Origin of the sequence: Secundilactobacillus odoratitofui DSM 19909 = JCM 15043, assembly GCF_001434895.1 — a bacterium.
GTDB lineage: Bacteria > Bacillota > Bacilli > Lactobacillales > Lactobacillaceae > Secundilactobacillus > Secundilactobacillus odoratitofui.
Genome location: NZ_AZEE01000010.1, coordinates 14,918 through 41,610 on the forward strand (window position 1 = coordinate 14,918; position 26,693 = coordinate 41,610).

Below are 26,693 nucleotides of genomic sequence, written 5' to 3' on the forward strand. Positions count from 1 at the left end.
TTTTCAGTCCTAGTATAGCATAGGTCCGTCTATGATTTAATGACGAATTCTACCATCACCTTATTTTAACGGTTTCTTAATCTGATAAAGCTGGCAAAATCAGCTGGGTGCTTCGTGCACTAGCCTGAATAAACTGGGTCGTCGTTTCAATCACATCGGCCATCGTCAAATCCTTAATAACGCCGACTTCGTCAAACAAATTTGCGTCGCCGTATAAACGATCATCAAACTGATTGGCGATTGCCTCGAGTGAATTAAAGGCGCTTAGGGTGCTCCCAATGGCTTCACGTTGTACAGCAACAAACCGGTCACTTGCGGCTTGCAATTTTTCGATTGCATGTTGCAAAATCTCATTTACAGCCGTTTCAAACGCCTCAGGATCTTCGGCTTCACCGGCCAAGATTACGTGGTGAGCACCCCGCTGCAATTCAATGTTGTACCCAAAACTATCATCAATAACGCCGCGATCATAAAGTGCCAAAAATTCAGGAGAGGTCTCACCAAATAAGAGGGTAAACCCTAATGAGAGTGCGTCTTCATACTTAAGCCGTGCGAGCCCCGTTGGCAAGTCATCCATTCCACGCAACCCAATCGTAACCTTGGGTCGTTCGATGGGCGTCATCAATGTTTTTCGAGCCGTCACTTGGCCGGTCTTCGTCGGTGTGATTCGTTGAATGGCAGTCGCAGGTGCAAATTGTTTAGCGGACTGATTCGCCTCGATCCAGTCTAGGGTCTCTTCCACCGCTAGTTTACCAACAACAAACAGGCTCATATTACTTGGGTGATAAAAAGTCCGATGGGCAGTATACAAGTCGTCTGCCGTAATCGCATCAATCGAACTTAAGGTCCCCGCAATATCGTTCGCTAGTGGTTGATTGGGATATAAGTTAGCAATCGTGCCAAAATACGCACGAGAATTAGGGTCATCTTCGTACATTTGAATTTCTTGACCAATAATGCCTTTTTCTTTGTTAACGGTTTTGGCGGTAAAATATGGTGACTGAACAAAGTCTAATAACGTGATCAAATTCTCTTTCAGATGGTGCGTTGCTGAAAACAAGTAGCTGGTATGCGTGTAACTTGTAAAGGCATTTGAGCTGGCTCCATAATGTGCGAAGGTATCAAACGCATCGTGATCTGCTTTCTCAAACATCTTGTGTTCCAAGAAATGAGCAATGCCCGCTGGCTGGGTAATCGATTGGGATTGGCCTAATGGGACAAATTTTTGATCCACGGAACCATAATCGGTGGTCATCACCGCATAGGTTTTATGATAACCGGCTTTAGGCAACAAATAGACCCGTAACCCGTTAGTGAGTGTTTGTGAATAAAGCGTTTCGCCTAATTCGGGGTATGATTGCTTTTTCATTTTGAGGCCTCCCCCTTCAAAAAGAATACTGCTTGTTGTTCAACCCGCTGGGCAACTTGCGCAACGTCTTTTGGTGTGACGCGTTGAATAGCAGCTACCCATTCGGCAGCACTCACGTTTTTTCTTACCAATTGATTCAACATCGCCTGGTTCACCAAGGCGCGTTGGGAATCTTGCCGTGATTCTCGGCCATTGATTAAGCTGGCAACAACTTGGTTAAATAATTCATCACTAAACTCACCCTGACTGATTGCTTGTAGTTGGGCCGCAATAATTTCTTCCACAGCTGCTTGATTACGCTGATCGATTCCAGTTTGAACAAGCAACGTTCCGGTGAAACCATCAAAACGACTTGATGCGTAGTACGCCAAACTATTCTTTTCACGAACGTTTTTAAACAACATCGAAATTGGCGTGCCACCAAATAAACCATTGAACACAATGGCATCATAAAAACCTTGCTCTCGATAATAAATTGGTAACCGGTAGGCCAGATTTAATTTTGACTGTTGCAAAGGTTGTACTTCAGTCAGTCTACGGACCGGTTGCTGTTCACGTTTATAAATCAACGGCATTGCCGACTCGGTCCGGTCATCTAATGGCCATTGAGATAAAGCGTGCACTACCGCGGCTTCATCGACATCACCAGCAATCGTAATTTGAATCTGATCCCGGCTTAAAAGCTGCTGATAATCAGCTAGTAATGACTTAGCATCTAACCCAGCAATCGTGTCAGCATCACCGTACAAACTGGTAGCAAAAAACGGTTGTTCTTCAAAATATAACTCACTCAATTGTTGTTCAGCATAATACTGTTTATCATCGTTGAGTGACCGTAAATAAGCCACCAAGTTTTGTTGCTGACGCTTGAAGGTGACCGGCTCGAAACCTTGATTTTCAGTCAACGGTTCATAAATGACGGTCCTCAAGAAATCCACCATTTCCTTTAACAGTGATTGGCCGCCAATAAAGTGATCATTAATGATGGTACTCGAAAAGCGTAGACCAGATACTAAACCGTACCGAAAAACGTTCACGCCATAGTTAGCACCGTACATCATCGATAATTTAGAAGCTAGTGCCGTTTGTGTCGGAAATTGCGCACTACTAGTTTCAAGCAGCTGCGCTAATAAAATTCGTTTGGACAGTGCTGTTACTTGTCCCGGTTCTAAGAAATCAACCGTCATACTTATTGTTTTAAATTGTGATGTTTTGATAACATTTAACCAAACACCATTTGCTAATTGCTTTGGCAATTTTCGCCCTCCTCGTGACATTACCAAACCATATTAGATGATTTAACCGCAAAACGCTACCCTTTAAGCTTAAATCGGCCAGAATATTGCAAAATGAGTTTAAAAATAAATGGCATTTTGATATGCTTAACACAAAGTAATTTAATAATCGGAGGTTTTTGACTGCATGAAAGTCGTTAAATTCGGCGGGAGTTCCCTCGCCAACGCTGCTCAAGTTAGCAAAGTGGTTCATATTATTCAATCAGATGAACAACGCCGCTTTGTCGTTGTTTCTGCTCCCGGCAAACGGTTTGCTGGTGACATTAAAGTCACTGATTTATTGATCCAATATGCGCAAGCCACCATCAATCATCAGTCGACAGACACCATCACTGGCCAAATCATTGCGCGCTACGAAGAAATTGCCACCGCTTATCACATTGACCCCGTGGCCTTCAATCAAATCAAGGATACAATCTTGGCTTTGCCTAACGATGATTATCAAGACCGTGATTATTTGATGGCGACCTTTAAAGCACACGGTGAAAAACTGAACGCCGTGCTGATTGCCCAAGTGTTGCAATCAGTTGGCGTAAACGCCAAATATCTGGATCCAAAGGATGCCGGTATGGTTGTTACTGATTCGCCAAACGACGCTGAAATTGTCCCCGAAAGTTATGATCGTTTAAGTGAATGGGCTGATAGTTCACTTGTCCGGGTGATTCCAGGGTTCTTTGGTTACAACGCACAAGGTCAGATTTGTACCTTTTCTCGAGGCGGATCAGATATCACGGGCGCCATCGTGGCTCGTGGCGTTCACGCTGATCGCTACGAAAACTTTACGGATGTGGACGCCATCTACGCGGCAAATCCAAGTGTCGTCTCACACCCGATTGCAATTCACAACATGACCTTCCGTGAAATGCGGGAACTGGCCTATGCGGGTTTTTCAGTCTTTCACGATGAAGCGCTCATCCCCGCTATTCAAGGTGATATCCAAGTGGTTGTCAAAAACACCAATCACCCGAGTGAACGCGGCACATCGATCACTTCTCAAAAACGGGTTAACCCGGCCTATCCAGTCTCGGGGATTGCCAGTTCACCCAACTTCTGTGGGATTTACATCCGAAAATATATGCTGGATAAAAAGAGTTATTCCCAAAAAATTCTCAACATATTAGCCGAATACGGTTTAACTTACGAACACATGCCATCTGGGATCGATGATTTGACCGTGATCATGCACCAAGATCAACTGTCAGCCGATTTGGAAGATACACTAATTCGCGAATTAGTGATTGCATTACGACCAGATGAGATTCACATCACCCACGATTACGCCCTTTTAATGGTCGTCGGTGAAGGGATGGCTAACCGAACAGGTATCATGTCAAAAGCCACCGATGCCTTAGCGCGTCAAAACGTCAAGCTGGTCATGGTCAACCAAGGTGCCTCTGAAATTTCAATGATGTTTGGCATCCAGCAAGACCACGCTGATATTGCCGTTCAAGCATTATACGATACGTTTTTCCCGGATCTGTAGTCAGCTCTTCTGATAAATAAAGTCATGAGGTTGGGAAAAAGTCCATATTAGCAAAAATCGAACTAGTCCTTAGCTTCAAATTAATTAAAAATTTCAATGAACTTCAAGACTATTATCTAGTCTAATCGTGTGAAAAACTCAAGCCCTGGCCGTAGAAGCAAAAAAATCGTGGATTCCTACAAATCAGGAATCCACGATTTTTTCGCTTCTATTCTGGGACTTAAACGAGTTTTGTCCCACACTCGACTTTATTTATCAGGAATACTTTGAGCCAAAGCTCAAAAACCACTTTAAAATTAATTTTACTTATTTAACAGTGGTGAATCGGCACTCTCACCAAACCACTTATGATTAATTTTGGCTAACGTACCGTTTTTAGCAAGAATCTTGAGGCCGCGATTAATCTTGTGTCGCATCGTGACATCCGTTTTACGCATACCGACCCCGAACTGTTCCTTTGGGAATGAACCATTCATGATTTTATAAGCCTTTGGATTACTTTCGTGGTTAACATAGTAACCAGCATAGGTCGAATCAATAATCATACCTTGAATTCGGCCGGCATTCAAATCAATGAAGGCGTTGGTGAATGAATCATAGAGCACCGGTGTCTGCCCCTTAATGCGATTTTTAAGTAACTTGGGGTACTCACTGATGTCTTGGGCACCAGACGAACCCGACTGTGCGCCGAGGGTCTTACCAGTCATATCAGCGTACGAATCAATATGATTCTTGCGTAGGGTGACCAAGGTCTGATCGTTTTGCAGGTATGTATCGCTGAAAGCAACCTTTTTTTCACGTTCAGGTGTCTTGGAGTACCCGTTCCAGATGAGGTCAATGGTCCCATTATTCAGTTCAGTCGCATTCATTGACCAGTCGATAGATTGAAAGCTGACCTTAATACCATAGAGTTTGAACACCGCTCGCGCAAGGTCAACATCATAGCCCACAAGCTTACCACTCTTTTCGCGAAAGCCCATTGGGACAAACGTATCATCTAACCCGACTGTCACAAAGCCACGCTTCTGAATTCTTTGCCAGTTATCAACGTGGTTGGCACGTTGGCCAACACTCACACCGCTACAGCCAGAGATTAACGACACCGTGCAAAGTAACATTAACAAACTTAACCAAAATCGTTTTTTCATGCTGTGCCCCCCACTATGCCTTAATTGGTTCAACACGTAATATTTGATCAGCAATATTCTCAGCAAAGGTCATATCATGTGTGACAACGATTTGAGTCATTTGATTTTGTTTCAAGCCTAAAATAATCTGTTCAACCGTTTGCCGCAAATCAGGATCAAGCGCGCTGGTTGGTTCGTCGTAGCAAAGGATCTTGGGGTTCATTGCGAGTGCACGAACGATTGCGACCCGTTGTTTTTGGCCGCCAGACAATTGATAGGGATACAGGTCTTCTTTACCAGACAAGTTTAACTGGTCGATTAAAGCTTGACCACGCGCTTCAGCATCTGCCTTGGACTGCTTAAGCACTAACTGTGGTGCCAAAGTAATGTTGTCTTTTACCGTCAAATTGGGAAATAGTTGAAAATCTTGGAACACTACGCCAATCACTTTATCGTTGTCACGGTTATTGGCAGGATCATACGGTTGACCGTCTAAAATAAATTCACCAGAATCCACCGTCTCAAGACCACTAATACAACGCAACAAGGTCGTTTTACCAGCGCCAGAAGGTCCGACAATTGCTAAAATTTGACCATCTGGCACTTCCAAATTCAAATTATCTAAAATCGTCCGACCGTCAAATTGTTTTTTGATATTTTTTAATGTTAGCATTTAATCGCTCCTTTCTGCGCTTAACGCCATGACCGGTAGTGCTGTTCAACACGACGTAAGATAAAAGTGGCTACGGCCGTCATCAGTAAGTAAATGATCCCGACTAAGACCAATGGTAACAGCGTGACGTCACGGGCCGTCGCAACGTTACCCGCCCGAAGAAGGTCACCCAAGCCAATGACGTAAACCAGTGAAGAATCTTTAATCAAGTTGATCACTTCGTTACCGATTGAAGGAACCACGATTTTAACCACTTGCGGAATAACGATCCGTAACAAGGTTTGGCTCCGAGTCAGGCGTAATACTCGTGCACTTTCATATTGACCGTTTGGAATCGCCTGAAAGCCGCCACGGAAGATTTCAGCAAAGTACGCTGTATAATTCAAAATAAATGCAAAGAGTGCTGCATCATACCGTTGGAAGATGACGCCAATAATTGGTAAACCATAGAAAACAAAAATTAATTGTAACAGCAGTGGCGTGCCACGCATCAACCAAACGTAGAATTTTAGCAGCCAGCGAAGTGGCTTGAAATTCGCCGTTAAGCCTAAACTAACGAGAATACCAAGTGGAATTGCTGCAATCAGCGTCCAGAAAAAGATTCTCACTGTCATCCAAGCACCACTCAGTAGTGATGGTAATATTTCAGTTGCGTAATGTAACATAACGTCTCCCCCTTCTAATAAAAAAAGCCCCCTTGAACCAATCTGGTTCAAGAGGGCGACAATGTCGCGGTTCCACCTCATCTTGATAACTGTTCACACAGCTATCCTCATGAAGTTTATCAATTAAAAAATCCTCCTGGCATAAGCCAAGAGGACGATTGAATTCGTGGTACCACCTCTGATTCACTGATTATTCACATAATCAGTCTCAGTAAGTTTAATTAATAAACTTCAGCGATAACGAGCTTACCGGAACTTCCCTACTTATCGTTCAGGAATTCAACTCCCAGATGTGATTCGCACTAGCTAATGGCTTGGCTTCCAGCACCCCAAGCTCTCTGATTCATTAACTAACACTACTAGTCTGTTCAACGTTGTCATATATCAAATTAGTTCTCATTATAACTGAATCTGACCAACTGTCAATTTATTTAAGCGAAAAAAGCAAAAATCGAGCTATCCTCGTTTAAACCATTGACCAATTCGCGTCCAGAATCCGGCTTTAGGCTGCTCCAATTTCATCAATGGTACAGTCTCGCCTTCCAGACGACGGGCAATGTCACGATAGCCACGTCCGGCAGCGTTTTGCGTTTCAAGTACGATTGGTTCGCCGCGGTTAGACGTGGCAATCACTGCATCGTCATCAAGGACGATGCCCAACAATGGTACACCCAAGTGGTGCGTGATTTCGTCGATATCCATCGTATCGCCCTCAACCATCATGTGACTGCGAATACGGTTGATCAATAAGTGCGATTCTTCTTTCAACGGATTCTTTTCAAGTAAACCCACAACACGGTCCGCATCCCGCACCGCTGAAATTTCGGGTGTAGTGACAATGATTGCGGTGTCCGCACCAGCAATGGCATTCATGAACCCTTGTTCAATCCCTGCTGGACAATCAATTAACACATAGTCGAATTCGTTTTTTAGTTCGACCACGATTGACTTGGCCTGATCTTGAGTGAGAGCAGTTTTATCCGCGTTTTGAGCAGCTGGTAATAAGTAGAGTAAATCATCAAACCGCTTATCTTTAACGAGCGCCTGTGCTAGCTTAGCCCGGCCCTCAACCACGTCAACAATATCGTAAATAATCCGGTTATCCAGACCCAAAACAACGTCCAAATTACGCAGACCAATATCAAGGTCAACTAGACAGACCCGCTTACCCATCAAGGCGAGTGCGGTACCGATATTCGCGCTGGACGTCGTTTTACCGACGCCCCCCTTACCAGAGGTAATTACAATTGATTTTCCCATCTAAACTTAACCTCCCATTTTATGGTACAGTTTCGGACTGATCGTTTTTAATGCTGCAAGCGACCCATACTCCAATACGTGTAAATCATTAACATATGCAATTGTTTGTGAATCGGCTTGCGGTTGATCCGCTTCAACAATACTAATTTGTTCACCGATTCGAACCTGTTGTGCTTCATGTAAATCACCAATAACGACTTGATCTTCCGCACTTGGAAAACCAGCTTGAACGATGCCCAACACGGTACCCATGATGTAGATACTGCCAGTCGTTAGCAATCGACCACCCTCATTGATGGCACCCAAGAATAGTACGTCACCCTTTAATTCAAGGGTTTGACCATTACGAATCGTTTGAGACGCCAAATGAACATTGTCTTGTTCTTTCAACGTGATTGCGTCTTCAATCGTCATCACATCTGGAATCACTTTATGAATACGAAAATGGTCATATTCACCAATAATTTGTTCAAGTTGTTGATGTTGTTGCGCAGTGAGCAACCGCGAAATGGGTAACACATCAAAACTAATTTGATCGGTGACTTGGGCATCCGTCGCCAGATTATCAAGGAGCCCCCTAAGCTCAACCTTGATTTCCTCAAAGCTAGCCGCTTGATCCAACACAATTTGATAACCATCTTGATTACCGCGTAACACTACAGCTTGCATATGCCAAACCCCTCTTTAATTTTTCAACCGGTTAAATAACCATTGAACTGGAAAATACAATATAACGTAAGCCGCTAAATTATAAGCGAGTGTTGGCGCCAATGAATAAACAAGCATGTCGGCAAACGACGCACTCGTCAAGTGAACCACCAGGTTGCCAAAATAACTCAGTGCACACACGACCGTAATGTCGATAAAATACACTAATAAGCCACTCAAAAAATTGATTGGAAAGGCCTTATAACAAGCCCGAGTTAATGCGACTACGATTGGAAATACGAAGACAAAAATACCAAAAATTCCTGTGTAATACAGGTCGAACAAACCGCCAGCAACGGCAGCCCAAATGCCAAGTGGAATTGTAATTTGGTCTTCAAAATAAATCGAGTAAACTAACCACAACACAACTAAATAACTACTCATTGTGTATGGGTAGTTAAATAACTGCTTCGGGAAAGCCGCACCCAAAATACCATCTAAATAAAAGAAAAGTAACAACCCAATTGGAAAGCCGTAACGTAATTTAGTTACCCGTAACATGATTGCCTCCTTAATTGGTTGTTTGCGATTGTCGAACGGCAACCGTTACGTAACTTAAGTTAGAAATATCAGCAGCGGGTTTAATGGTCACCTTTGAGGCCAGACCATAATTATCAGTCCCAGTAGCAGTCACCGTCCCAACGAGTAACCCCGCTGGCATGATACCGCCAAGGCCACTAGTCATTACCTTGTCGCCCTTTTCAATCTTAGTCTTCGAAGTAATGTTACCCATCTCAATGCGGTTTTTATTACTATCAAAGCCGGTTACGATACCGTTGACAGTACTACCACTCTTGTTAGTGATCTGGACGGCAAAACGGTTTGCGGATTCGCTGCTATTTGATAACAGTTCAATTTTAGAATTAGTTCGGTTAACTTCTGAAACTCGACCAACTAAACCTGAACCAGACAACACGGGCATGTTTTTCTTAATACCAGCCGCACTCCCCTTATCAATAATAACTTGGTCTTGCCATGATGAAGGGGTCCGAGCGATAACCGTTGCGTTGACCGCAGTATAATCCGTTAACGTATGAGAAAGCTTCAACTCTTTTTTGAGCTTGGTGTTCTGCTGCGTCAAAGCTTGATCGTGCACCTTAGTCTGAGCTAATTCTTGAATCTGACTCTTCAGACGTTGATTTTCCTGATAAGTATTAAGCAAATCAGAAACAGCCGTCACTGAGCCCTTTACGCCATTAACCGGCCAAGCAACGACTCGGTTAACCAGCCCAACAACGTCGTTTCCAAATTGTTGAATCAGTGGTGGCGTTGAACGTTTGTTTCGAATCGCAACCGAAACGCTCATTAAGCCAAAACTGACAATCAGACAAACGATCACAATGACCAATCGCCGGTTTGAAAAGAATTTATTCATGATCGTCCTCCAGTGAGAGAGTGAGTTAATTCAACGGGCGTAAGTAAATAATTCCGTATGTTCGATAGTTGAACATACGGAATTATTTGCTTACACGGCCGAAGATATTCATTAAACAACGATGGTGTGCCAATATGCCACACTCGCTTGTTTAACTAGAATGTCTCACTCCCGAATGTTATTTCTTTTTCATGACGTCGATGCTCTTAAGGGATTCACCAGTACCAATTGCGACACAATCCAATGGATCGTTAGCAATAAATACGGGTACCTTAGTTGCATCAGCAATCACGTCTGGTAAGTTGCGTAGCAGTGCGCCACCACCAGTTAACACAATTCCGTGATCAATCACATCCGCTGCAATTTCAGGAGAAGTTTCTTCAAGGGTCTCCTTGATTGCAGTAATAATCTCTTCAACGCCTTCGTGAATGGCATCAGCGATGTCAGCTGCTGATACTTCAATGGTCTTAGGTAAACCGGTAATCAAATCACGGCCACGAATTGAAGCATCGTCGTCTTCTTTGACGGCTTCCTTAGATGCAGAACCAATGTCCCACTTCAACTGTTCAGCAGTCCGTTCGCCAATCAACAAGTTAAAGTGTTGACGGACGTACGCAACGATGGCTTCGTCCAGCTTATCACCAGCCATCCGGATAGAACGACTTGACACGATACCACCGAGTGAAATCGTTGCCACGTCAGTAGTCCCACCACCAATATCAACCACCATGCTACCAGTTGGGTCCATAACAGGTAAACCGGCACCAATGGCGGCTGCAAATGGTTCTTCTAGCACGTAAGCGTCACGTGCGCCGGCTACTCGAGTTGCATCGATAACGGCACGTTTTTCAACTTCTGTAACACCACTTGGTACACAAACCATGACGTAGGGTTTACCGTTTGAGCTCCCTAGGGTCTTTTCAATATAGTACTTCATCATCGCAACGGTCGTGTCATAATCAGCAATCACGCCGTCCTTCATTGGTCGAATGGCCACGATACTTGCTGGGGTCCGCCCGATCATTGCTCTTGCATCTTCACCAACGGAAACAATTTCGCCAGTTTTCGAATTCTTAGCCACAACGGATGGTTCACGCAACACGATACCCTTGCCGTCGACGTAAACAATTGTGTTGGCAGTTCCGAGATCGATGCCAATGTTTTTAGTTCCTAATCCGAACAATCTGTTTCATCCCTTCATTTAGCCACAATCACACGCTGAGATTGCTTGTTAATTTGCTAGGTGTTATTATACCATACCTCTGTAATTTAATAACTACTCGCCGGTAAAAGCATACCTAATTTTAGGTATATCTGGCAAGTATTAATTTCGTATTTAAAGGAAATTAAATATTACATAGATTTTATTGATATTATCCATTCAGTCAGCCGCTATGGTGCCATAAAAAATTGTCGAACATCTGAAATGAAGTAAAGTGAGCCAGTAATTAAAAACAAGTCTGAGTCACTCATTTGTTGCGTGATTTGACCAATGGCGACTTGCCAATTTGGCATCACAGTAACACGATCATCATTTTGATATTGGGCTGCCAACTGTTGTGGATCCGTTACTTGACGCTGTCCTGGTCCAGCAAAGGTGGTTAAAATGAGGTGGATGTTTGGCACTTGGCGTAAAGTGGCCAACATTTGGTCATGCTGCTTATCTGCCAAGACGGCAAACAGCAGGTATATCTCAGTGCCTTTAAACCGTTGTTTTAACAATTGTGTCAGTTCTTCAACTGCCGGTTCGTTGTGCGCACCATCAATCACAATCAAGGGATCCTTGCTAACTGGTTCAAATCGACCAGCCCACACGGTTTTAGCCAACGATTGTTTGACGCTCTTCTCATCAACATTTAGATGATGGGCGCGTTGGTAGCAAAGAAAGGCCGCCAACGCACAACTAGCGTTATCGACTTGGTAATCCCCTAACATGGACAACCGAAGTTTCCTTAATCGTTGCGCACCAAATTGAAAATCAAACTGTTCTTGCCAGCCACGGGTCGCCTGAACTTGCGTTTGAATTTCTTCACCGACCCGATAAAGTGGCGCGTGTAACTGAGTCGCCGTTTGTGTCACAACGGCCATCGCTTCAGCAGGTAAGCGACCAGCAACGACTGGAACACCGGCTTTGATAATACCAGCTTTTTGTGCCGCAATTGCTGCCAGAGTGTTACCCAAGAGCTTCATGTGATCAAACCCAATGGTGGTAATGACCGCCACTTCTGGGGTAAAGACGTTGGTGGAGTCTAAGAGCCCACCAATTCCAACCTCAATCACGGCAACATCAACCCGGTCTTTGAAGTATAAAAACATCATCGCGGTGATAATTTCAAACTCGGTTGGTCCACCTTCGGGATACGTTGCATCTAAATCGACCACGACTGGCTGAATTCGATTTACTAGCGCAACCAGGTCGTCATCGGCAATCGGTTGACCATCAATTGAGATGCGTTCGTTGAACCGAATTAAAAATGGTGACGTGAACGTACCGACTGTTAAGCCATCGCCCATCAACAGGTCCCTTAAATAAGCAACCGTTGAGCCCTTCCCGTTGGTGCCGGCAACGTGGATTGCAGATAAATGTTGTTGCGGATCATGTAATTGCGCTAAAAAAGTCTTCATTCGGTTAAGGTGATCACTTTTTTTAAATTGGGTACGACCGTGAATAAATGCCAGGGCCTCTTCATAGTTAGCTACCATTTTGTTACGTGTCACTCCTTTATTTACAATCAACGTTCTTCGCAAAAAACGTCCTGCCAAACAATCTGAGCGTAGATTGTTGACAAGACGTCCTTGATTCACTGACGGTGGCTTACAAATGTGATTATCCCAGAGAAACACTAAGATTCATCAATTTGCTTGCACCACCAAACCTACTTTTCTGCTTGTAATGCAGTTAATCGGTCTTTGGTTGCCTGAAGTTTTGCTTCATTTTCAGCTTGTTTTTGATGTTCGCTTTCAACGACCTCAGCAGGTGCGTTAGCCACGAACCGTTCATTGGCAAGCTTCTTTTTAGCCCGTTCAACTTCAGCTTCAAACTTCTTGATTTCCTTTTGTAAACGCGCGGCTTCTTCGTCTAAATCGACGAGTTCAGCTAATGGCACGTACACTTCTGCATCAGTAATGATACCGGTCATGGCAAGCTTTGGCGCAGCCACGTCAGCACCAATCGTCAATGCTTTAGGGTGGACAAACCGATCAATATAGTCACGGTTAGTTTCGAAAACGTGCGCTAATTCGGTATTTGACGTTTTAATCAGCACATCGATTTCTGAAGACATTGGTGCGTTGGCTTCAGCACGAATGTTACGAACTGCTTTAATTAATTCAATCAAGTTGGCCATCTGTGATTCAGCCTTCTCATTGTCAAATTGGGCGTTAGTCACAGGGTAACTTGCAACCACCAGTGAGTCACCCTCATGTGGCATCGTTAACCAAATCTTCTCAGTCACGAACGGCATGATTGGGTGAAGCAAACGCAAGGTTTGATCCAAGACGTAAGCTAGCACGTTGCGCGTGTTTTGCTTAGCTTGTTCATCGTCACCATTTAAGGTTTCCTTACTCATTTCAATGTACCAATCACAAAAATCATTCCAGATGAAATCGTAAAGGGCACGGCCGGCTTCACCAAAGTTAAACTTATCGAATTGTTCAGTAACTTGGTCAATAAGCTTGTTCAAACGACTGAGAATCCAACGGTCTGCCAAATCCCACTGGTCTTCGGCTGGTAAAGTTGGCTTAGTCATGTCGCCCAGGTTCATGATGACGTAACGACTGGCGTTCCAAATCTTGTTAATGAAATTCCAAGCAGCGTCCATCTTAGTATAGGTGAACCGGATATCTTGACCAGGTGTTGAGCCGTTTGATAAGAACCAACGTAAGGCATCGGCACCGTACTTATCAATGACGTCCATCGGATCGATCCCATTACCAAGTGACTTACTCATCTTGCGACCCTGTTCGTCACGAATCAAGCCGTGTAACAGCACGTTTTTGAATGGACGGCGACCGGTAAATTCAAGGCTTTGGAAAATCATCCGTGAAACCCAGAAGAAGATAATATCGTAACCCGTGACCAGCGTATCAGTTGGGAAGTAACGCTTGAAATCTGGCGCGTCCGTATCGGGCCAACCCATTGTTGAGAATGGCCAAAGTGCACTTGAGAACCAAGTATCCAAAACATCCTTATCCTGTTCCCAGTTTTCGATGTCCTTTGGTGGTTGTTCGTCAACGTAGATTTCACCAGTTTTTTTATTGTACCAAGCTGGAATTTGGTGACCCCACCAAAGTTGACGTGAAATGACCCAATCATGGATATTTTCCATCCATTGTGAGAAGGTTTTTTCAAATCGTTCTGGTACGAAGTCCACCTTGTCATCAGTTGTTTGGTTTTTCAACGCTTGTTCAGCAAGTGGCTTCATTTTAACAAACCACTGAGTTGACAGCCGGGCTTCAACTTGAACCCCGGTCCGTTCTGAGTGGCCAACTGAGTGCACGATTGGATCAATTGCAATCATCAAATCTTGATCCTGCAAATCTTGAACCATGGCTTTACGTGCTTCAAACCGATCCATACCTTCATACTTACCGGCTTTTTCGTTCATTGAAGCATCTTCATTCATCGTGTTGATGCGTTCCAAGTTATGACGATTACCAACCAAGAAGTCATTTGGGTCGTGAGCCGGTGTAATCTTCACGGCCCCAGTCCCAAAGGCTGGGTCGGCGTGTTGGTCAGCAATTATTGGAATTTCTCGGTTAGCTAATGGTAAAATCACTTTTTTGCCAACCACATCCTTATACCGTTCATCACTTGGGTTAACGGCAATCGCAGTATCACCCATCATAGTTTCTGGACGAGTGGTGGCAATTTCAATGTAATCTTTACCATCAAGTGTCGTTTCGCCATCAGCAAACTTGTATTTAACATGGTAAAAAGCACCTTTGTCGTCTTTATGAATGACTTCAATATCAGACAATGCGGTCCGAGCTTGTGGATCCCAATTAATAATGTATTCACCACGGTAGATCAAACCCTTTTTGTAGAGTTGAACAAAGACCTTCTTAACGGCTGCTGAGAGACCTTCATCAAGGGTGAAACGTTCGCGAGAATAATCTAGTGATAAGCCTAGCTTGCCCCACTGGGTCTTGATCGTGTTAGCATATTCATCTTTCCATTCCCATACTTTTTCGATGAACTTCTCACGGCCAAGGTCGTAACGACTGATACCCTGTTCCCGAAGTTTTGCCTCCACCTTAGCTTGCGTCGCAATCCCGGCATGGTCCATCCCTGGTAACCATAACGTATCAAACCCTTGCATCCGCTTTTGACGAATGATCATGTCTTGCAACGTAGTGTCCCAAGCATGACCCAAATGCAATTTACCCGTGACATTTGGCGGCGGAATCACGATTGAATAAGGATGGGCTTTCTTATCCCCACTTGGTTTGAATAGACCGTCTTGAAGCCATTCGTTATAACGACCGGCTTCAACAGCTTGTGGATCATACTTGGGTGGCATTTCTGTGGACTTATCTGTCATATAATCTCTTCCCTTCTTTTTTGATTGCTATGTAAGAAAACAGCACTCCATCCTATCACTAGGACGAAGTGCTGCTTCGCGGTACCACCTAAATTGGGCGTTCAAGCCCCTCTTAATAACAATCTTTAACGGATGTCACTCCGGTCAGACCTACTTGTTCAGTCTGACAGCTCACAAGTTACTTTCGATCAAGAAACTTAAAAACGTCTCAGCCATGCGTCTTCTCTCTGAATAGTCACCTTAATCTACTCTCTTGCTCATTGCTTATACACGTTATCATAGCCAATTTTAAGCTAGGCGTCAACTCTAGATGTCAATTTTTCTAAAGCTGACAAGGCGGCCAAATAATCTGGCTCGTTAGTAATTTCAGGGACGATTTCTTCATAAGTAATCGTGCCATCAGCGGCTACGATGAGAATCGTTCGGGCCAAAAATCCTAGGTTCGGTAAATATAGGTCAGTCGCGTAGCCAAACGATAACTCTTCATCCGACAACACCTGTAAATTAGTGACGCCTTCAGCGGCACACCAATTCTTCTGTTGTTGAATCGTATTGTTGGAAATCGTGACAAAAGTTGCATCTGGATAATGGTCAGCCTGTTGGTTAAACTTTTTAGTCTGTAAACTGCAGACAGGCGTATCAAGGTCGGGCACCACTGAAATTACAAGCGGTTTACCAATTAGCTGGGCCATCTTGACCTTTTCGTTGGCTTGATTAAAAACCTTAAACTTAGGCAATTGGTCGCCAACCTGTGGCGGATTACCTTCTAATTCAACTGTTTCGCCTTTAAACGTTACCTTCACTTCTACCACTCCTTTGGATGCAGCTTTTAAACTTAATTTACCGCGAGGGCCTACAAAAAGCAAGCAAAATAAGGATTGCTTACAGTAATTCTGCAAAGACCTCTTCTTGTTGGTTCATGTAGTTCTCGCCAGGTTTGATTTCAGTCACAGTGATGCCATCTAAAGCTTCTTGCATCAAGCCCTCAACGTCAATTAATTTTTCGAAATTACGGGTTTTCTCCAAATCAGGACGGGTTTTGGGTGCTGGCGGCGTGAAAATCGTACAGCAATCTTCAAATGGTAAAATCGACAAATCGTACGTGTCAATTTGTTCGGCAATCCGAATAATCTCAGTTTTGTCCATCGATACCAGCGGTCTGAGTACTGGCATAGTCGTCACGTCATTGATGGCCATCATACTTTCAAGCGTTTGTGAAGCCACTTGTCCGAGTGATTCGCCGGTAAAGACCCCTTTATCGCCCCGCGCCAGTGCAATTGCGGCAGTGATCCGTAACATCATTCGACGTTGAATGGTCATCAAATAACCTTCAGGTACCTTTTCTTTAATAGTTTCTTGAACTTTCGTAAACGGTACTTGTACAAATTGGATACTACCAGCATACCCAGCAATCTTCGAGGTCAAATCCTTAGTCTTAGCCAAAGCTTGTTCACTGGTATATGGCGGACTAAAAAAGTGGACCATGTCCAGCTTAACGCCACGTTTCATCCCAAGGTACGCTGCAACGGGTGAATCAATCCCACCAGAAATCATCATAGCTGCCTTACCACCAGTTCCAACGGGTAAGCCGCCAGCCCCAGGAATCGTTTCGCTACTCAAAAAGATACCGTTCAGGCGAACTTCCACCCGCAAAGTAATGTCAGGTTGCTTCATCTTCACATCAATACCCGGGATATTGCGCAGGATGTGCCCACCAAGTTTATCGTTAATTTGATTCGTGTCAAACTCAAAGTGATGGTCTTGGCGCTTAGTATTAATTTTAAACGTCATGCCGGGTTTGTACTGAGCTTGGATCATGGTTAAGGCGGTTGCCTTGACTGCTTCGAAATCCTTTTCAAGCTTAATCACCGGTGAGAAATTTTCAATACCGAAAACACCTTTAAGGCGTTCAATGACGGGGGCTGAATCAACCCCATTGAGTGCCACGTGTAATCGGTCATGTTGTGCCCGAATTTCTAGGCCTTCAAATTCATGGAGGCTACGTTTCACATTACGACCGAGTTGACGGATAAAGTCCTTACGGTTTTTACCCTTGGTCGATAGTTCGCCGTAGCGCACCATAATCTCAGAATATTGCATATCAGGTCTCCTATTCTTGTTTAATTACGCAGACAACACTTTAAATTTATCGTAGAGTTGGTCAAATACTTGGTTGAATTGATCAGCTTCAGCTAAGGTGTTGTGATCATCCAATGAGATCCGAATCGCACTCGTCGATACGTCTTCAGGTACCTGCATTGCCGTCAACGTACTTGACGCTAAGTGTTTCTTAGAACTGCAAGCACTGGTGGTAGAAATATAAATGCCCTGTTCTTCAAACGCGTGCACGATGGTTTCACCACGAACCCCCTGAATTGCAAAGCAAAGGATGTGTGGTGCGAAGCCGTCGTTAACCTCTGAGAATGTCGTGACTAACGGAAAATCCTTGACGTGATTGAAAATTCGCTCCTTAATTTGCGCTTGCAGAGCAACTTTTTGTTGTTCATCGGTCAATAACAACCGTAATGCCTTGGCCATGGCCGCAATTGCCGGCAAGTTCTCGGTACCACTGCGCAAATTACGTTCCTGACCGCCACCCGTTAACAGCGGCGCAATCTTGCGACCACGACGAGCATAGATGAAGCCGATTCCTCGTGGTGCGTGAAATTTGTGCCCGGAAAAAGTCACAAAATCCACCCGATCGTTCATGATCAAATCTTGAATGCCTTTGCCAATTCCTTGAACGGCATCAATGTGAAAGTGAATCTTAGGATGGTCTTTTAAGACTTCGGCGACTTCCTTTAAGGGTTGAATCGTACCAATCTCGTTATTAACCGCCATAACTGAGACCAAAATCGTCGTTGGTCGAATCGCTTGTTTAAGATCTTCAATCGAAATTCGACCATGTTCATCAACGGGTAAATAGGTTACTTCAAAACCCAGTTGTTTTAACTGTTCCATTGAATTATGAATCGCCGGATGCTCAACCGCGGTGGTGATCAAATGATTACCAAATTCGCGTTTTTCAATTGCAGTACCCTTTACGACCCAATTATCGCCTTCGGTGCCCCCGCTGGTAAATAAAATCTCACTCTGTGACGCACCAAGTAGATCCGCGATTTGTTTACGTGACTGCTCAAGCAAGTTAAAGGCTTGCTCCCCGAACTGGTGCAAGCTTGACGGATTGCCCCAGATACGCTGGCTGACAGTATCATAAGTCGAGACCACTTCGGGCGCCGCCTGAGTTGTTGCACTATTATCAAAATAAATCATTTATACTAAGCCTCTTTGCTTTTAGATTGGTTCGACTCCAATCAAAACTGTGTTGATTATAAATGATATACCGCAAGTAAGCAAGCCATGACACACGCGGATTTTGCTGTTTAACTGCCATCATCAGTCCAGGTCGTCGCTGCCTTTGTTAAGTTGCACTCACTAAATGTAAGGCCCACCCCTATCGTCTACACTGTCATCTTTCAGGCGAAAAAAAGATTGCCGATTTTAGTTCAAAAATCGGCAATCCTGGTGAGTTATATAGGTTTACCCGGCAAGATCAATTAGACGAAACGTCTTCTTCTCTGGTTGATTCAGTCACGGGCTGTTTACTTTGATAATATCGGTCTTCAAGACGTTTATAGGAACCAGGTTCAACTTGATCAAGCACCGTCGCGATGGTTTCGAGACTCTTAGCGTAGTCGTACTCTTCATCAAAAAGTCGTTGTGCCTCACCGCTGGCCTTGGCCACTTCATCGTGAGTTAGGCGGTAGCGATTGGCGTATTGGATCAACTGTTCAGCTAACTGGGCGCTATCCACTAAATCAGCTGTTTTTTCGGTTAAAATGTCCAAATCAGATTGAATCATGATCAACTGTTTCGTAATATCTTCCATATTAATCTGGACTTGGTTCATATCATCAGTTAACTTATCAATCTCGTCATTAACGACGTGATAATAATCCAAATACGTCTTGGCAACGCCCGGTAAATTCAAGTTTTCAACTTCACGGCGTAAACTGTGCAGTTTAAATTCAAACTGTTGTAGCGTTTGGTTGGCTTGCTTTTCTTCTTGAGCCAATCCGGCAACAGCATCATTAATTTCTTGTTGTTGCTGTTCAATTTGAGTCAACGTTTTGCTCTGTTGATCCTGTCGCGCTTCTACCTGTGTAAAAATGGCAGTTTGCCCGTGAATCGCCTCAACATCCGCTTGATAATCGCTCTCAATTGCCCGTAGTTGCTCTGTAAAACCACGCGTATTTTCCAGTTCTTGATGATCTAACGTATAGTTTTGGTTTAATCGTTCAAGTTCACGTAATAGCAAGCTATTTTGATTTTTAGCGTGCGCAATAAACTTCGCCAAGTAGTCTAAATTGGCAACTGCTTTAGGCTTAGCTGTCATCTCAGCTTGCATCAAGTCATAAAAATGATCAATTTTAGTTGATAAAGCAGTATCTGCTTGGGCAACTGCGTCAATGTCCAAGTCCGTTAGTTTCTGTTTACTTACGTCAACTTCCTTTGGTAAATCAGCCAGTTGTTGCTTTAAATCCTCAACTGAAAAACGGTAACCGTCTTCGCTTAACTGTTGCTCGCCTTGTTGGAGTTCTTGAATTTGAGCTGGAAATTCCGTTTCCAAATTTTTAACCAATGGCGGAATTTGGGCAATCATTTCTTCAAGTTGATCCGTATCCTGCTGTAATTGAGCAAGCAATTGTGCAGCTGACTCATGATCACCTTGGCTAGTCAGTTCACGAAACCGGTCATTATCGTCTTCTAAGTGACCAAGTTGTGTTTCAAGGCCATCGATGGCCCCGCCATACATAAAGTTCTTGGCTAACAGCGTCTTACGGAGAGACTGATACTTCACTTCAAGGGCTTTGACGGCCTCTTTATGCTGCGCATCCACATCCTTTAGCTCTTGAACGTGATCGTTGATCTGTTGCATCGCCTGTTGTGCGATCGACAATGATTCATTGGCCTTTTTGACCGCTTGAGACGCACCCAATACGTGGTACTGCTTGGCACTCTCAATTGCTTCGTCAACTTGCTTCTTAAGACGTGGTAGTCGGTGGTCAGTTAATTCGACAAACTCCGAATTGAGCTGCTCAACTTGTTCTAAAGTTTTACCCGTCAAGCTCATGGCCTTAACTTGGTCAACCGCTGTTTCGAGCTTGTCAATTTCTAGTCCCTGGCGTTTTTGGTTGATTCCCTTCAATTGTCGAATTAAATATTGCTGATAGATTAAAACACCCGCATAAATGACAATTGCTAGGATAATGATCCCGATTAAAATCCTAAACATCTAATCCCCGTCCTTCATTACCAATATACAACTATGTATCATAGATTATGTTTGCTTTTTTTCTAAACTATCATTAAAATCTATGCTAGCTTAAATTATAGCATAGTTAATGAAAAGGCTTTAGAAGAATTTTAAATGACTACTTTGTCTTATACATTGTCCCGATTGTATCACGCCAACTACCGATCAATCTATCAAGTATTGGCACTAATTTGGCGGTGGTCTTTGACGAAGTGAAAGTTTCTTGACCTCATTTAATTAACTAACTAATCAACCAGAGGAGTGTTAGACATGCCAGAAACTAAACCCACTGTCTCCATTATGAACCAACAATTAGATGCACTTTTATACAATGAACATAACCTTATTGCCAATCTGTCCAACGCTTGTGCCCTACTCAATCAATCACTAACCGATTTGAATTGGGCGGGTTTTTATCTTTACCAACCCGAAACGGACGACCTCATTCTCGGACCTTTCCAAGGTAATGTCGCTTGTGTTCATATTCAAAACGGGGCGGGTGTCTGTGGTACGGCACTCAAAACCCAATCAACTCAACTGGTTAAAAACGTTCACGAATTTCCTGGTCACATTGCGTGTGACTCAGCAAGTAATAGTGAAATCGTTGTGCCTTTGACCAAGGACGGCGTCAAAATTGGCGTCATGGATATCGATTCACCAACCCTTGCACGTTTCACGCCGGCTGATCAAGTCGAACTCGAAACCTTTGCCCAGATTCTACTAAAACATATTGACATTCACTAGTCATTCGCGATACACTGGTGTTTGTGTAAAATAATGCAGCGGTGAGCGGTAAGCTCGTCAACAGATCACTGCCAATTGGTGGTTCAGTTAGTAACCTGCGGCTGCACAAGGCGAACACTGCAAAGGGATCTGCACGAATATCAAACTCACGTTAGATTATTTTACTCCAACTAAAATTATTGGAGGAACCAATTTATGTCACGTTATACTGGCCCAAGCTGGCGCGTTTCACGTCGTCTTGGCGTTTCACTTTCAGGTACTGGTAAAGAATTAGCACGTCGCCCATTCGCCCCTGGCGAACATGGTCAAGGTCGTCGTTCAAAGTTGTCCGAATATGGGACTCAACTTCGCGAAAAGCAAAAGTTACGTTTCACTTACGGCATGACTGAACGTCAATTCCACAACTTATTCGTTCGCGCCGGCAAGATCCGCGAAGGTAAGCATGGTGTTAACTTCATGATCTTACTCGAACGTCGTTTAGACAACGTTGTTTACCGTTTAGGTTTGGCTACTACTCGTCGCCAAGCGCGTCAATTGGTAAACCACGGCCACATCACTGTTGATGGCAAGCGTCTTGATATCCCTTCATACGAAGTTAAACCTGGTCAAGTGATCAGCGTTCGTGAGAAGTCAAAGGATATGCAAATCATCAAAGATGCTGTGGAAGCCGTTGTTGGTCGTCCTCAATACGTTGAATTCGATGCTGATAAGCTCGAAGGTAAGCTTGTTCGTTTACCACAACGTGAAGAAATGGATGCTGAAATCGACGAATCACTTATCGTTGAATACTACAACCGTTAATCTTTAACGCGTCAAAAAGAACCGCACAATGTGCGGTTCTTTTTTTGTTTACTTCACTTGGTTCAACGTCCGATAGATAGGCTTCAATTCATTAACAGTCTCGATCAACACTGTCTGTACTTTGACCGGTGTTTTAAAAATCGAATCATTTCGGTACCACTGCCGGCCAACCAAGAAGTCAGCCTGCTTCACTTGTTGATAATGAGTCAACTGCTGAGTTAACGTTAGCTCAGACGCAATCGTACTTTTCTTTGCCATGTGGTTCGGACTCAACTCATAGTTGACCGGTAATTTAATGAGTTCTGGCAGCAACGTCGTCCAGCAAGTAGTTAACTGTGCACGTAATTTGGCCTCAGCCAGACTGCCGACCCAGCAAAATAAACGGTCATCCCAAAAGCCAATCATCAGATGCGGCATCATTTTGTATCCTCGAGGATTGGCACTAAACGCAATCCAAGTGTTCATTGGTGGATTTTTAAACCGGCGCAAATGTTTGGCCACGTGAGCATACACTGGCTGCTCACCTTGCAATTGTGCAATGATCAATGGCGCAAGCGCCTCAAATTTTGGATCGATTTGCGATCTAATGCCCGCCATTCGTCCTGCTAAAGTTGGGTCTTCAAAAACCTTAAAGTCTGTTTCATCAAACACGTTGTCTCCCCCATTCGTTCTTTTACCAACCATGTTACAATAGAGTTATTACAAAAGAAAGCTGGTGTGACGCAATGCCTGACAGTGATCCACTCTCAACACACTTAGATAACGCCATGTATGGGCCACCCAAGCTGCATCCCGATGAACAACGTAAATACCTTGGCACTTTTCGAGAACGCGTCTCTCTTTTAATCACCATCGAACAACTCCAACATGCTCAATATCAAGAGGCCTTTAAAACGGAGCTAACCGAACATCCTGATTTACAGGCCATCTTTAATGGTCATACTGGTATGTCTGCACTCAAACCCTATTTGACCATTGCTGGTCAGTTACAACGGGCGTTTACCATTGTTCAAGACGACTTTTATGGTGATACCCCGACCAGCTCTGGACTGGTGGTCATTGCCAAAACGGCCATCAACGTTTACCCAATTGCGGTTGAGAAAAAGTACCCGCCTAAATCTACCCAAAATACGTCGACTGCAACTGCCAATTCCAATACCGGCTTTTGGCAAAACATTAAGCACCACCTCGGTTTATAGATACAAAACAAGAAGGGACTGATCACTACTATGCCACAACCACTCGCATACCGTATGCGGCCACAACGGATCGAAGACGTGGTAGGTCAACAACACCTGGTTGGCCCGGGTAAGATCATCGCTCGCATGGTTAAGGCAAAGATGCTATCTTCCATGATTTTATATGGACCACCTGGTACCGGTAAAACGAGTATTGCCAGCGCCATTGCCGGCTCAACAAAGTACGCCTTTCGCAAACTTAACGCTGCGACTGATTCCAAAAAGGACCTTCAAATTGTCGCCGAAGAGGCCAAAATGAGTGGGACAGTTATTTTGTTACTAGACGAAATTCACCGGCTGGATAAAACTAAGCAGGATTTTTTGTTACCTCACTTAGAAAGTGGTCGGATCATTCTAATTGGTGCCACCACCGAAAATCCTTACATCAGCATTAATCCTGCCATTCGGAGCCGGACTCAAATTTTTGAAGTCAAACCACTCACGCCGGACGACATTAAAGTGGCCATTAACCGGGCACTAGTAGACGACCAAAATGGTCTGGGTGATCAAAACATCCGCCTTGCACCTGAAGCCGCCTCACTACTCGCCACCGCAACCAATGGCGATCTACGTAGCGCTTTAAATGGTCTGGAACTTGCGGCTAAGTCTACTGATCCAACTGATGGCGTCATTGAATTGACCCTGCCCATCATTGAAGAATGCGTTCAAAAAAAGGCCTTCAGTCACGATAAAGACGGTGACGCTCATTACGATGTCATTTCGGCCTTTCAAAAGTCAATTCGCGGCAGTGATACCGATGCCGCCCTCCACTACTTGGCCCGGCTCGTAACTGCTGGTGATTTGCCATCGATTGCGCGTCGCTTAACCGTCATTGCGTACGAAGACATTGGTTTAGCCAATCCACCGGCCGCCGCACGGGTCGTTGACGCCGTTACAGCGGCTCAGCGACTGGGTTTCCCAGAAGCAAGAATTCCCCTGGCTGATGCGGTAATTGAACTATGTTTGTCGCCAAAATCAAACTCAGGGATGATGGCAATTGACGCAGCTATGGCAGATATTGCCAGCGGTCACTATGGTGATATTCCAGCTCATTTAAAAGATGCCCACTACAAAGGCGCTGAGAAACTTGGTCATGGCGTTGATTACCAGTACCCACACAACTTTACCAATGACTGGGTCAAACAACAGTATTTACCAGACAAACTCAAAAATGCGCAATATTATCAGCCTAAAACCAATGGGAAGTTTGAAACTGCCCTCGCTCAGCAGTATGAGCGCTTAAAAACGGCGCAACGTGACTCGTAATGGGTTATCTAATGGTCACACACCCAAATTTATGCTAGAATATAGTTAAGTTCTAGGGTGTGCGCGTTGCCCACATACGTGTTTGCCGAACAATTATTGTTACATTGGGACTTGGGTTAACTCGGTTGGATTGCAGGCCTTATCACTTGGTAGCATGAACACCGATATACCTGTCCCACCTGCTTATCAGCGGGCCAAAACCTATCGGGCAATTAACGGCACTATTAGATCTTCAAAGTGGCAACACTTTGGGAGCTGGCTTGCACCTTGTAAGTCAGCTTTTTTCTTTTGAATGAGACGGAGGAATTTTTTGTGTTAATTAACATTTTAATGATTGTCTTTATCTTACTGACCTTCTTTATTGGTGGCTTTTTCCTGACGCATACAAATAAAGCGTTTTTAGTCTTTCACCCAGAATCCAATCGCAACTTGGCTGGCATTGTAAAATTTGGTGGTTGGTCATTGATTATAATCGGTGTGGTGGCTTGCGTTGCTACCGTCATGCAAAACAACGTGTTCATTTCCATGACTTTGTTGGTGGCCGTGCTTGATATTGTTGCCGTTCAGTTAATGTTGGTCCACTTTTTCCCAAAAAATCAATGAAAACGGTTTACATTTTACTTTATAATTTCTTAAAAATAACGTAGAATAGAGTTAACAAGTAGAGAGAGGTGAGTCATCATGTTACAACAATATAATCACATTCTAGTTCCCGTTGATGGTTCCTACGAAGCCGAATTAGCCTTCGAAAAGGCCGTTGCGGTCGCTAAACGTAACGATTCAGACCTACATTTGGTTCACGTGGTGGACACACGTGCTTTTCAAAACATCTCTAGCTTCGACACAACGATGGTGGAAGAAGTCACGGATACTGCAAAGAAAACGCTAGATAAGTATATTCAACAAGCCAAGGATGCGGGTGTCACCAGCGTTGATTATTCAATCGAATATGGTGCACCAAAGACCATTATTGCGCGCGATATGCCTAAAAAACTAGACGTTGATTTAATTATGATTGGGGCAACTGGCCTAAACGCCGTTGAACGTCTCTTAATTGGTTCTGTTACTGAATATGTCACTAGAACCGCAGTTTGCGACGTCCTCGTTGTTCGGACTGACTTAGAAAATAAACCGGCCAAGCAACCTGCTAAACGGAACTAAAACATCGTTTCACCAATATAAAAACGCCAAGTCAAATCGACTTGGCGTTTTTGTATGGATACTTACGAAACAACTTGACTCAATTCATCATGACGATAGCAATTCACCAAATGATCATTCACCATGCCCGACGCTTGCAACAAGGCATAACAGGTTTTAGGTCCGATTCGTTTAAACCCCAGCTGTTTTAATTGTTCAGTTAAGGTTGAGACGAACGGTTTCGTCACAATTACTTCACCGGGTGCCAAATGATGGTCAAGCGGCATCGCGTTAACGTGCTGCCAGAGCGTTTCTGATAGTGACCACCCCATCTGATGCAAGCCGGTTAACACTTTTGAATTTTCTATCACCGCATCAATCTTGCTATGATTGCGAATAATTCGGTTGTCGTGATACAGGCCCTGGACTTGCTTCGTATTCATCTGGGCAATCAACTGCGGATCAAACTGATAAAATGCTTGGCGAAGTGCTTGACGATACTTTAATATCAACTGCCACGTTAATCCCGCCTGAAAAATTTCGAGTGACAAATTCTCAAATAATCGTTGTTCATCGTGAACGGGAACACCCCACTCTAAATCATGATAAATCAATAATTGCGGACTTTTTTCAGCCCAATGGCACCGTGTCGTCATCTCCATCACTCCTTTAGAGATAACTACGTTGGC

At 44.0% G+C, this 26,693-nt stretch carries 25 protein-coding genes, 1 other RNA gene and 2 other annotated features; of the genes, 8 read left to right on the plus strand and 18 right to left on the minus strand.

The window, feature by feature from the left end; translation table 11 throughout:
* Positions 1 to 76: 76 nt before the first annotated feature.
* A complete protein-coding gene (gene yfmH / locus FD04_RS01300; RefSeq protein ID WP_056946418.1) occupies positions 77 to 1,369 on the minus strand; it encodes an EF-P 5-aminopentanol modification-associated protein YfmH in 1,293 nt (430 codons plus the stop codon).
* Positions 1,366 to 2,625 carry an EF-P 5-aminopentanol modification-associated protein YfmF gene (yfmF, locus tag FD04_RS01305; protein WP_162255743.1) on the minus strand — a complete coding sequence of 420 codons (1,260 nt, stop codon included), beginning with the start codon at positions 2,623 to 2,625 and terminating at the stop codon, positions 1,366 to 1,368. Before yfmF ends, yfmH begins: the two co-directional genes overlap by 4 nt.
* A gap of 166 nt (positions 2,626 to 2,791) precedes the next feature.
* Here yfmF and FD04_RS01310 point away from each other — a divergent pair, with 166 nt between their 5' ends.
* Positions 2,792 to 4,147 (plus strand): aspartate kinase, encoded by a 1,356-nt coding sequence (locus FD04_RS01310; protein WP_054701758.1) that lies wholly within the window; start codon positions 2,792 to 2,794, stop codon positions 4,145 to 4,147.
* A gap of 302 nt (positions 4,148 to 4,449) precedes the next feature.
* Here the strand turns inward: FD04_RS01310 and FD04_RS01315 are convergent, their stop codons facing one another.
* From FD04_RS01315 to ezrA, 14 genes are all read right to left on the minus strand, one after another.
* Positions 4,450 to 5,295, minus strand: a complete 846-nt coding sequence (locus tag FD04_RS01315; RefSeq protein WP_056946422.1) for an amino acid ABC transporter substrate-binding protein — start codon at positions 5,293 to 5,295, stop codon at positions 4,450 to 4,452.
* A gap of 13 nt (positions 5,296 to 5,308) precedes the next feature.
* Complete coding sequence (locus FD04_RS01320; protein ID WP_054701761.1) at positions 5,309 to 5,947, minus strand: amino acid ABC transporter ATP-binding protein; 639 nt, start codon at positions 5,945 to 5,947, stop codon at positions 5,309 to 5,311.
* Positions 5,948 to 5,967: 20 nt separating this feature from the next.
* Complete coding sequence (locus tag FD04_RS01325; protein ID WP_054701764.1) at positions 5,968 to 6,612, minus strand: amino acid ABC transporter permease; 645 nt, start codon at positions 6,610 to 6,612, stop codon at positions 5,968 to 5,970.
* A gap of 147 nt (positions 6,613 to 6,759) precedes the next feature.
* Positions 6,760 to 6,993, minus strand: a binding site (T-box leader).
* Positions 6,994 to 7,068: 75 nt separating this feature from the next.
* On the minus strand, positions 7,069 to 7,872 hold the full coding sequence (gene minD, locus FD04_RS01330) for a septum site-determining protein MinD (protein WP_056946424.1): 804 nt from the start codon (positions 7,870 to 7,872) through the stop codon (positions 7,069 to 7,071).
* 6 nt (positions 7,873 to 7,878) lie between these two features.
* Positions 7,879 to 8,541, minus strand: a complete 663-nt coding sequence (locus FD04_RS01335; RefSeq protein ID WP_054701767.1) for a septum site-determining protein MinC — start codon at positions 8,539 to 8,541, stop codon at positions 7,879 to 7,881.
* A 15-nt stretch (positions 8,542 to 8,556) separates the two neighbouring features.
* Entirely contained in the window at positions 8,557 to 9,081 is a 525-nt protein-coding gene (gene mreD, locus FD04_RS01340; RefSeq protein WP_056946426.1) for a rod shape-determining protein MreD, read from the minus strand.
* A 10-nt stretch (positions 9,082 to 9,091) separates the two neighbouring features.
* The gene (gene mreC, locus FD04_RS01345; RefSeq protein WP_056946428.1) at positions 9,092 to 9,955 is read right to left on the minus strand and encodes a rod shape-determining protein MreC; all 864 of its coding nucleotides are present in this window, start codon (positions 9,953 to 9,955) and stop codon (positions 9,092 to 9,094) included.
* Positions 9,956 to 10,133: 178 nt separating this feature from the next.
* Positions 10,134 to 11,138 (minus strand): rod shape-determining protein, encoded by a 1,005-nt coding sequence (locus FD04_RS01350; protein ID WP_054701770.1) that lies wholly within the window; start codon positions 11,136 to 11,138, stop codon positions 10,134 to 10,136.
* 209 nt (positions 11,139 to 11,347) lie between these two features.
* A complete protein-coding gene (locus tag FD04_RS01355; protein WP_056946429.1) occupies positions 11,348 to 12,658 on the minus strand; it encodes a bifunctional folylpolyglutamate synthase/dihydrofolate synthase in 1,311 nt (436 codons plus the stop codon).
* Positions 12,659 to 12,831: 173 nt separating this feature from the next.
* On the minus strand, positions 12,832 to 15,498 hold the full coding sequence (locus FD04_RS01360; RefSeq protein ID WP_056946432.1) for a valine--tRNA ligase: 2,667 nt from the start codon (positions 15,496 to 15,498) through the stop codon (positions 12,832 to 12,834).
* Positions 15,499 to 15,554: 56 nt separating this feature from the next.
* Positions 15,555 to 15,768 (minus strand) — a binding site (T-box leader).
* Positions 15,769 to 15,791: 23 nt separating this feature from the next.
* Positions 15,792 to 16,301 (minus strand): thiol peroxidase, encoded by a 510-nt coding sequence (gene tpx / locus FD04_RS01365; protein ID WP_054701773.1) that lies wholly within the window; start codon positions 16,299 to 16,301, stop codon positions 15,792 to 15,794.
* Positions 16,302 to 16,380: 79 nt separating this feature from the next.
* Positions 16,381 to 17,598, minus strand: a complete 1,218-nt coding sequence (thiI, locus tag FD04_RS01370; RefSeq protein WP_056946434.1) for a tRNA uracil 4-sulfurtransferase ThiI — start codon at positions 17,596 to 17,598, stop codon at positions 16,381 to 16,383.
* Positions 17,599 to 17,622: 24 nt separating this feature from the next.
* Positions 17,623 to 18,771 (minus strand): cysteine desulfurase family protein, encoded by a 1,149-nt coding sequence (locus tag FD04_RS01375; protein ID WP_054701776.1) that lies wholly within the window; start codon positions 18,769 to 18,771, stop codon positions 17,623 to 17,625.
* Between the two features lie 280 nt (positions 18,772 to 19,051).
* A complete protein-coding gene (gene ezrA, locus FD04_RS01380) occupies positions 19,052 to 20,794 on the minus strand; it encodes a septation ring formation regulator EzrA (protein ID WP_056946436.1) in 1,743 nt (580 codons plus the stop codon).
* A gap of 291 nt (positions 20,795 to 21,085) precedes the next feature.
* On the opposite strand from ezrA, the gene FD04_RS01385 reads away from it, so the two are divergent.
* Both FD04_RS01385 and rpsD read left to right on the plus strand, forming a co-directional pair.
* On the plus strand, positions 21,086 to 21,559 hold the full coding sequence (locus FD04_RS01385; RefSeq protein ID WP_054701779.1) for a GAF domain-containing protein: 474 nt from the start codon (positions 21,086 to 21,088) through the stop codon (positions 21,557 to 21,559).
* Between the two features lie 195 nt (positions 21,560 to 21,754).
* Positions 21,755 to 22,360, plus strand: coding sequence for a 30S ribosomal protein S4 (rpsD, locus tag FD04_RS01390; RefSeq protein ID WP_054701782.1), 606 nt, complete (start codon positions 21,755 to 21,757; stop codon positions 22,358 to 22,360).
* 48 nt (positions 22,361 to 22,408) lie between these two features.
* Here the strand turns inward: rpsD and FD04_RS01395 are convergent, their stop codons facing one another.
* Complete coding sequence (locus FD04_RS01395) at positions 22,409 to 23,011, minus strand: DUF1054 family protein (RefSeq protein ID WP_054701785.1); 603 nt, start codon at positions 23,009 to 23,011, stop codon at positions 22,409 to 22,411.
* A gap of 74 nt (positions 23,012 to 23,085) precedes the next feature.
* Between FD04_RS01395 and FD04_RS01400 the strand changes: the two genes are divergently transcribed.
* From FD04_RS01400 to FD04_RS01415, 5 genes are all read left to right on the plus strand, one after another.
* Positions 23,086 to 23,559 carry a YueI family protein gene (locus FD04_RS01400; protein WP_054701788.1) on the plus strand — a complete coding sequence of 158 codons (474 nt, stop codon included), beginning with the start codon at positions 23,086 to 23,088 and terminating at the stop codon, positions 23,557 to 23,559.
* 30 nt (positions 23,560 to 23,589) lie between these two features.
* A complete protein-coding gene (locus tag FD04_RS01405; RefSeq protein ID WP_056946438.1) occupies positions 23,590 to 24,864 on the plus strand; it encodes a replication-associated recombination protein A in 1,275 nt (424 codons plus the stop codon).
* A 46-nt stretch (positions 24,865 to 24,910) separates the two neighbouring features.
* A non-coding RNA gene (gene ssrS / locus FD04_RS12280) (6S RNA) lies at positions 24,911 to 25,099 on the plus strand.
* 77 nt (positions 25,100 to 25,176) lie between these two features.
* Complete coding sequence (locus FD04_RS01410) at positions 25,177 to 25,467, plus strand: hypothetical protein (protein WP_056946440.1); 291 nt, start codon at positions 25,177 to 25,179, stop codon at positions 25,465 to 25,467.
* Positions 25,468 to 25,545: 78 nt separating this feature from the next.
* Positions 25,546 to 26,025: a universal stress protein gene (locus FD04_RS01415; RefSeq protein ID WP_056946442.1), complete on the plus strand. Its 480-nt coding sequence runs from the start codon at positions 25,546 to 25,548 to the stop codon at positions 26,023 to 26,025.
* Positions 26,026 to 26,087: 62 nt separating this feature from the next.
* Here the strand turns inward: FD04_RS01415 and FD04_RS01420 are convergent, their stop codons facing one another.
* On the minus strand, positions 26,088 to 26,660 hold the full coding sequence (locus FD04_RS01420; RefSeq protein WP_056946444.1) for a DNA-3-methyladenine glycosylase I: 573 nt from the start codon (positions 26,658 to 26,660) through the stop codon (positions 26,088 to 26,090).
* Between the last annotated feature and the right edge of the window lie 33 nt (positions 26,661 to 26,693).

Bases quoted from the DNA above. Each gene is read 5' to 3' on its own strand.
- yfmH (WP_056946418.1), bottom strand. From the start codon at position 1,369: ATGAAAAAGCAATCATACCCCGAATTAGGCGAAACGCTTTATTCACAA.
- FD04_RS01310 (WP_054701758.1), top strand. From the start codon at position 2,792: ATGAAAGTCGTTAAATTCGGCGGGAGTTCCCTCGCCAACGCTGCTCAA.
- FD04_RS01315 (WP_056946422.1), bottom strand. From the start codon at position 5,295: ATGAAAAAACGATTTTGGTTAAGTTTGTTAATGTTACTTTGCACGGTG.
- FD04_RS01320 (WP_054701761.1), bottom strand. From the start codon at position 5,947: ATGCTAACATTAAAAAATATCAAAAAACAATTTGACGGTCGGACGATT.
- FD04_RS01325 (WP_054701764.1), bottom strand. From the start codon at position 6,612: ATGTTACATTACGCAACTGAAATATTACCATCACTACTGAGTGGTGCT.
- minD (WP_056946424.1), bottom strand. From the start codon at position 7,872: ATGGGAAAATCAATTGTAATTACCTCTGGTAAGGGGGGCGTCGGTAAA.
- FD04_RS01335 (WP_054701767.1), bottom strand. From the start codon at position 8,541: ATGCAAGCTGTAGTGTTACGCGGTAATCAAGATGGTTATCAAATTGTG.
- mreD (WP_056946426.1), bottom strand. From the start codon at position 9,081: ATGTTACGGGTAACTAAATTACGTTACGGCTTTCCAATTGGGTTGTTA.
- mreC (WP_056946428.1), bottom strand. From the start codon at position 9,955: ATGAATAAATTCTTTTCAAACCGGCGATTGGTCATTGTGATCGTTTGT.
- FD04_RS01355 (WP_056946429.1), bottom strand. From the start codon at position 12,658: ATGGTAGCTAACTATGAAGAGGCCCTGGCATTTATTCACGGTCGTACC.
- FD04_RS01360 (WP_056946432.1), bottom strand. From the start codon at position 15,498: ATGACAGATAAGTCCACAGAAATGCCACCCAAGTATGATCCACAAGCT.
- thiI (WP_056946434.1), bottom strand. From the start codon at position 17,598: ATGCAATATTCTGAGATTATGGTGCGCTACGGCGAACTATCGACCAAG.
- FD04_RS01375 (WP_054701776.1), bottom strand. From the start codon at position 18,771: ATGATTTATTTTGATAATAGTGCAACAACTCAGGCGGCGCCCGAAGTG.
- ezrA (WP_056946436.1), bottom strand. From the start codon at position 20,794: ATGTTTAGGATTTTAATCGGGATCATTATCCTAGCAATTGTCATTTAT.
- FD04_RS01385 (WP_054701779.1), top strand. From the start codon at position 21,086: ATGCCAGAAACTAAACCCACTGTCTCCATTATGAACCAACAATTAGAT.
- rpsD (WP_054701782.1), top strand. From the start codon at position 21,755: ATGTCACGTTATACTGGCCCAAGCTGGCGCGTTTCACGTCGTCTTGGC.
- FD04_RS01400 (WP_054701788.1), top strand. From the start codon at position 23,086: ATGCCTGACAGTGATCCACTCTCAACACACTTAGATAACGCCATGTAT.
- FD04_RS01405 (WP_056946438.1), top strand. From the start codon at position 23,590: ATGCCACAACCACTCGCATACCGTATGCGGCCACAACGGATCGAAGAC.
- FD04_RS01415 (WP_056946442.1), top strand. From the start codon at position 25,546: ATGTTACAACAATATAATCACATTCTAGTTCCCGTTGATGGTTCCTAC.
- FD04_RS01420 (WP_056946444.1), bottom strand. From the start codon at position 26,660: ATGACGACACGGTGCCATTGGGCTGAAAAAAGTCCGCAATTATTGATT.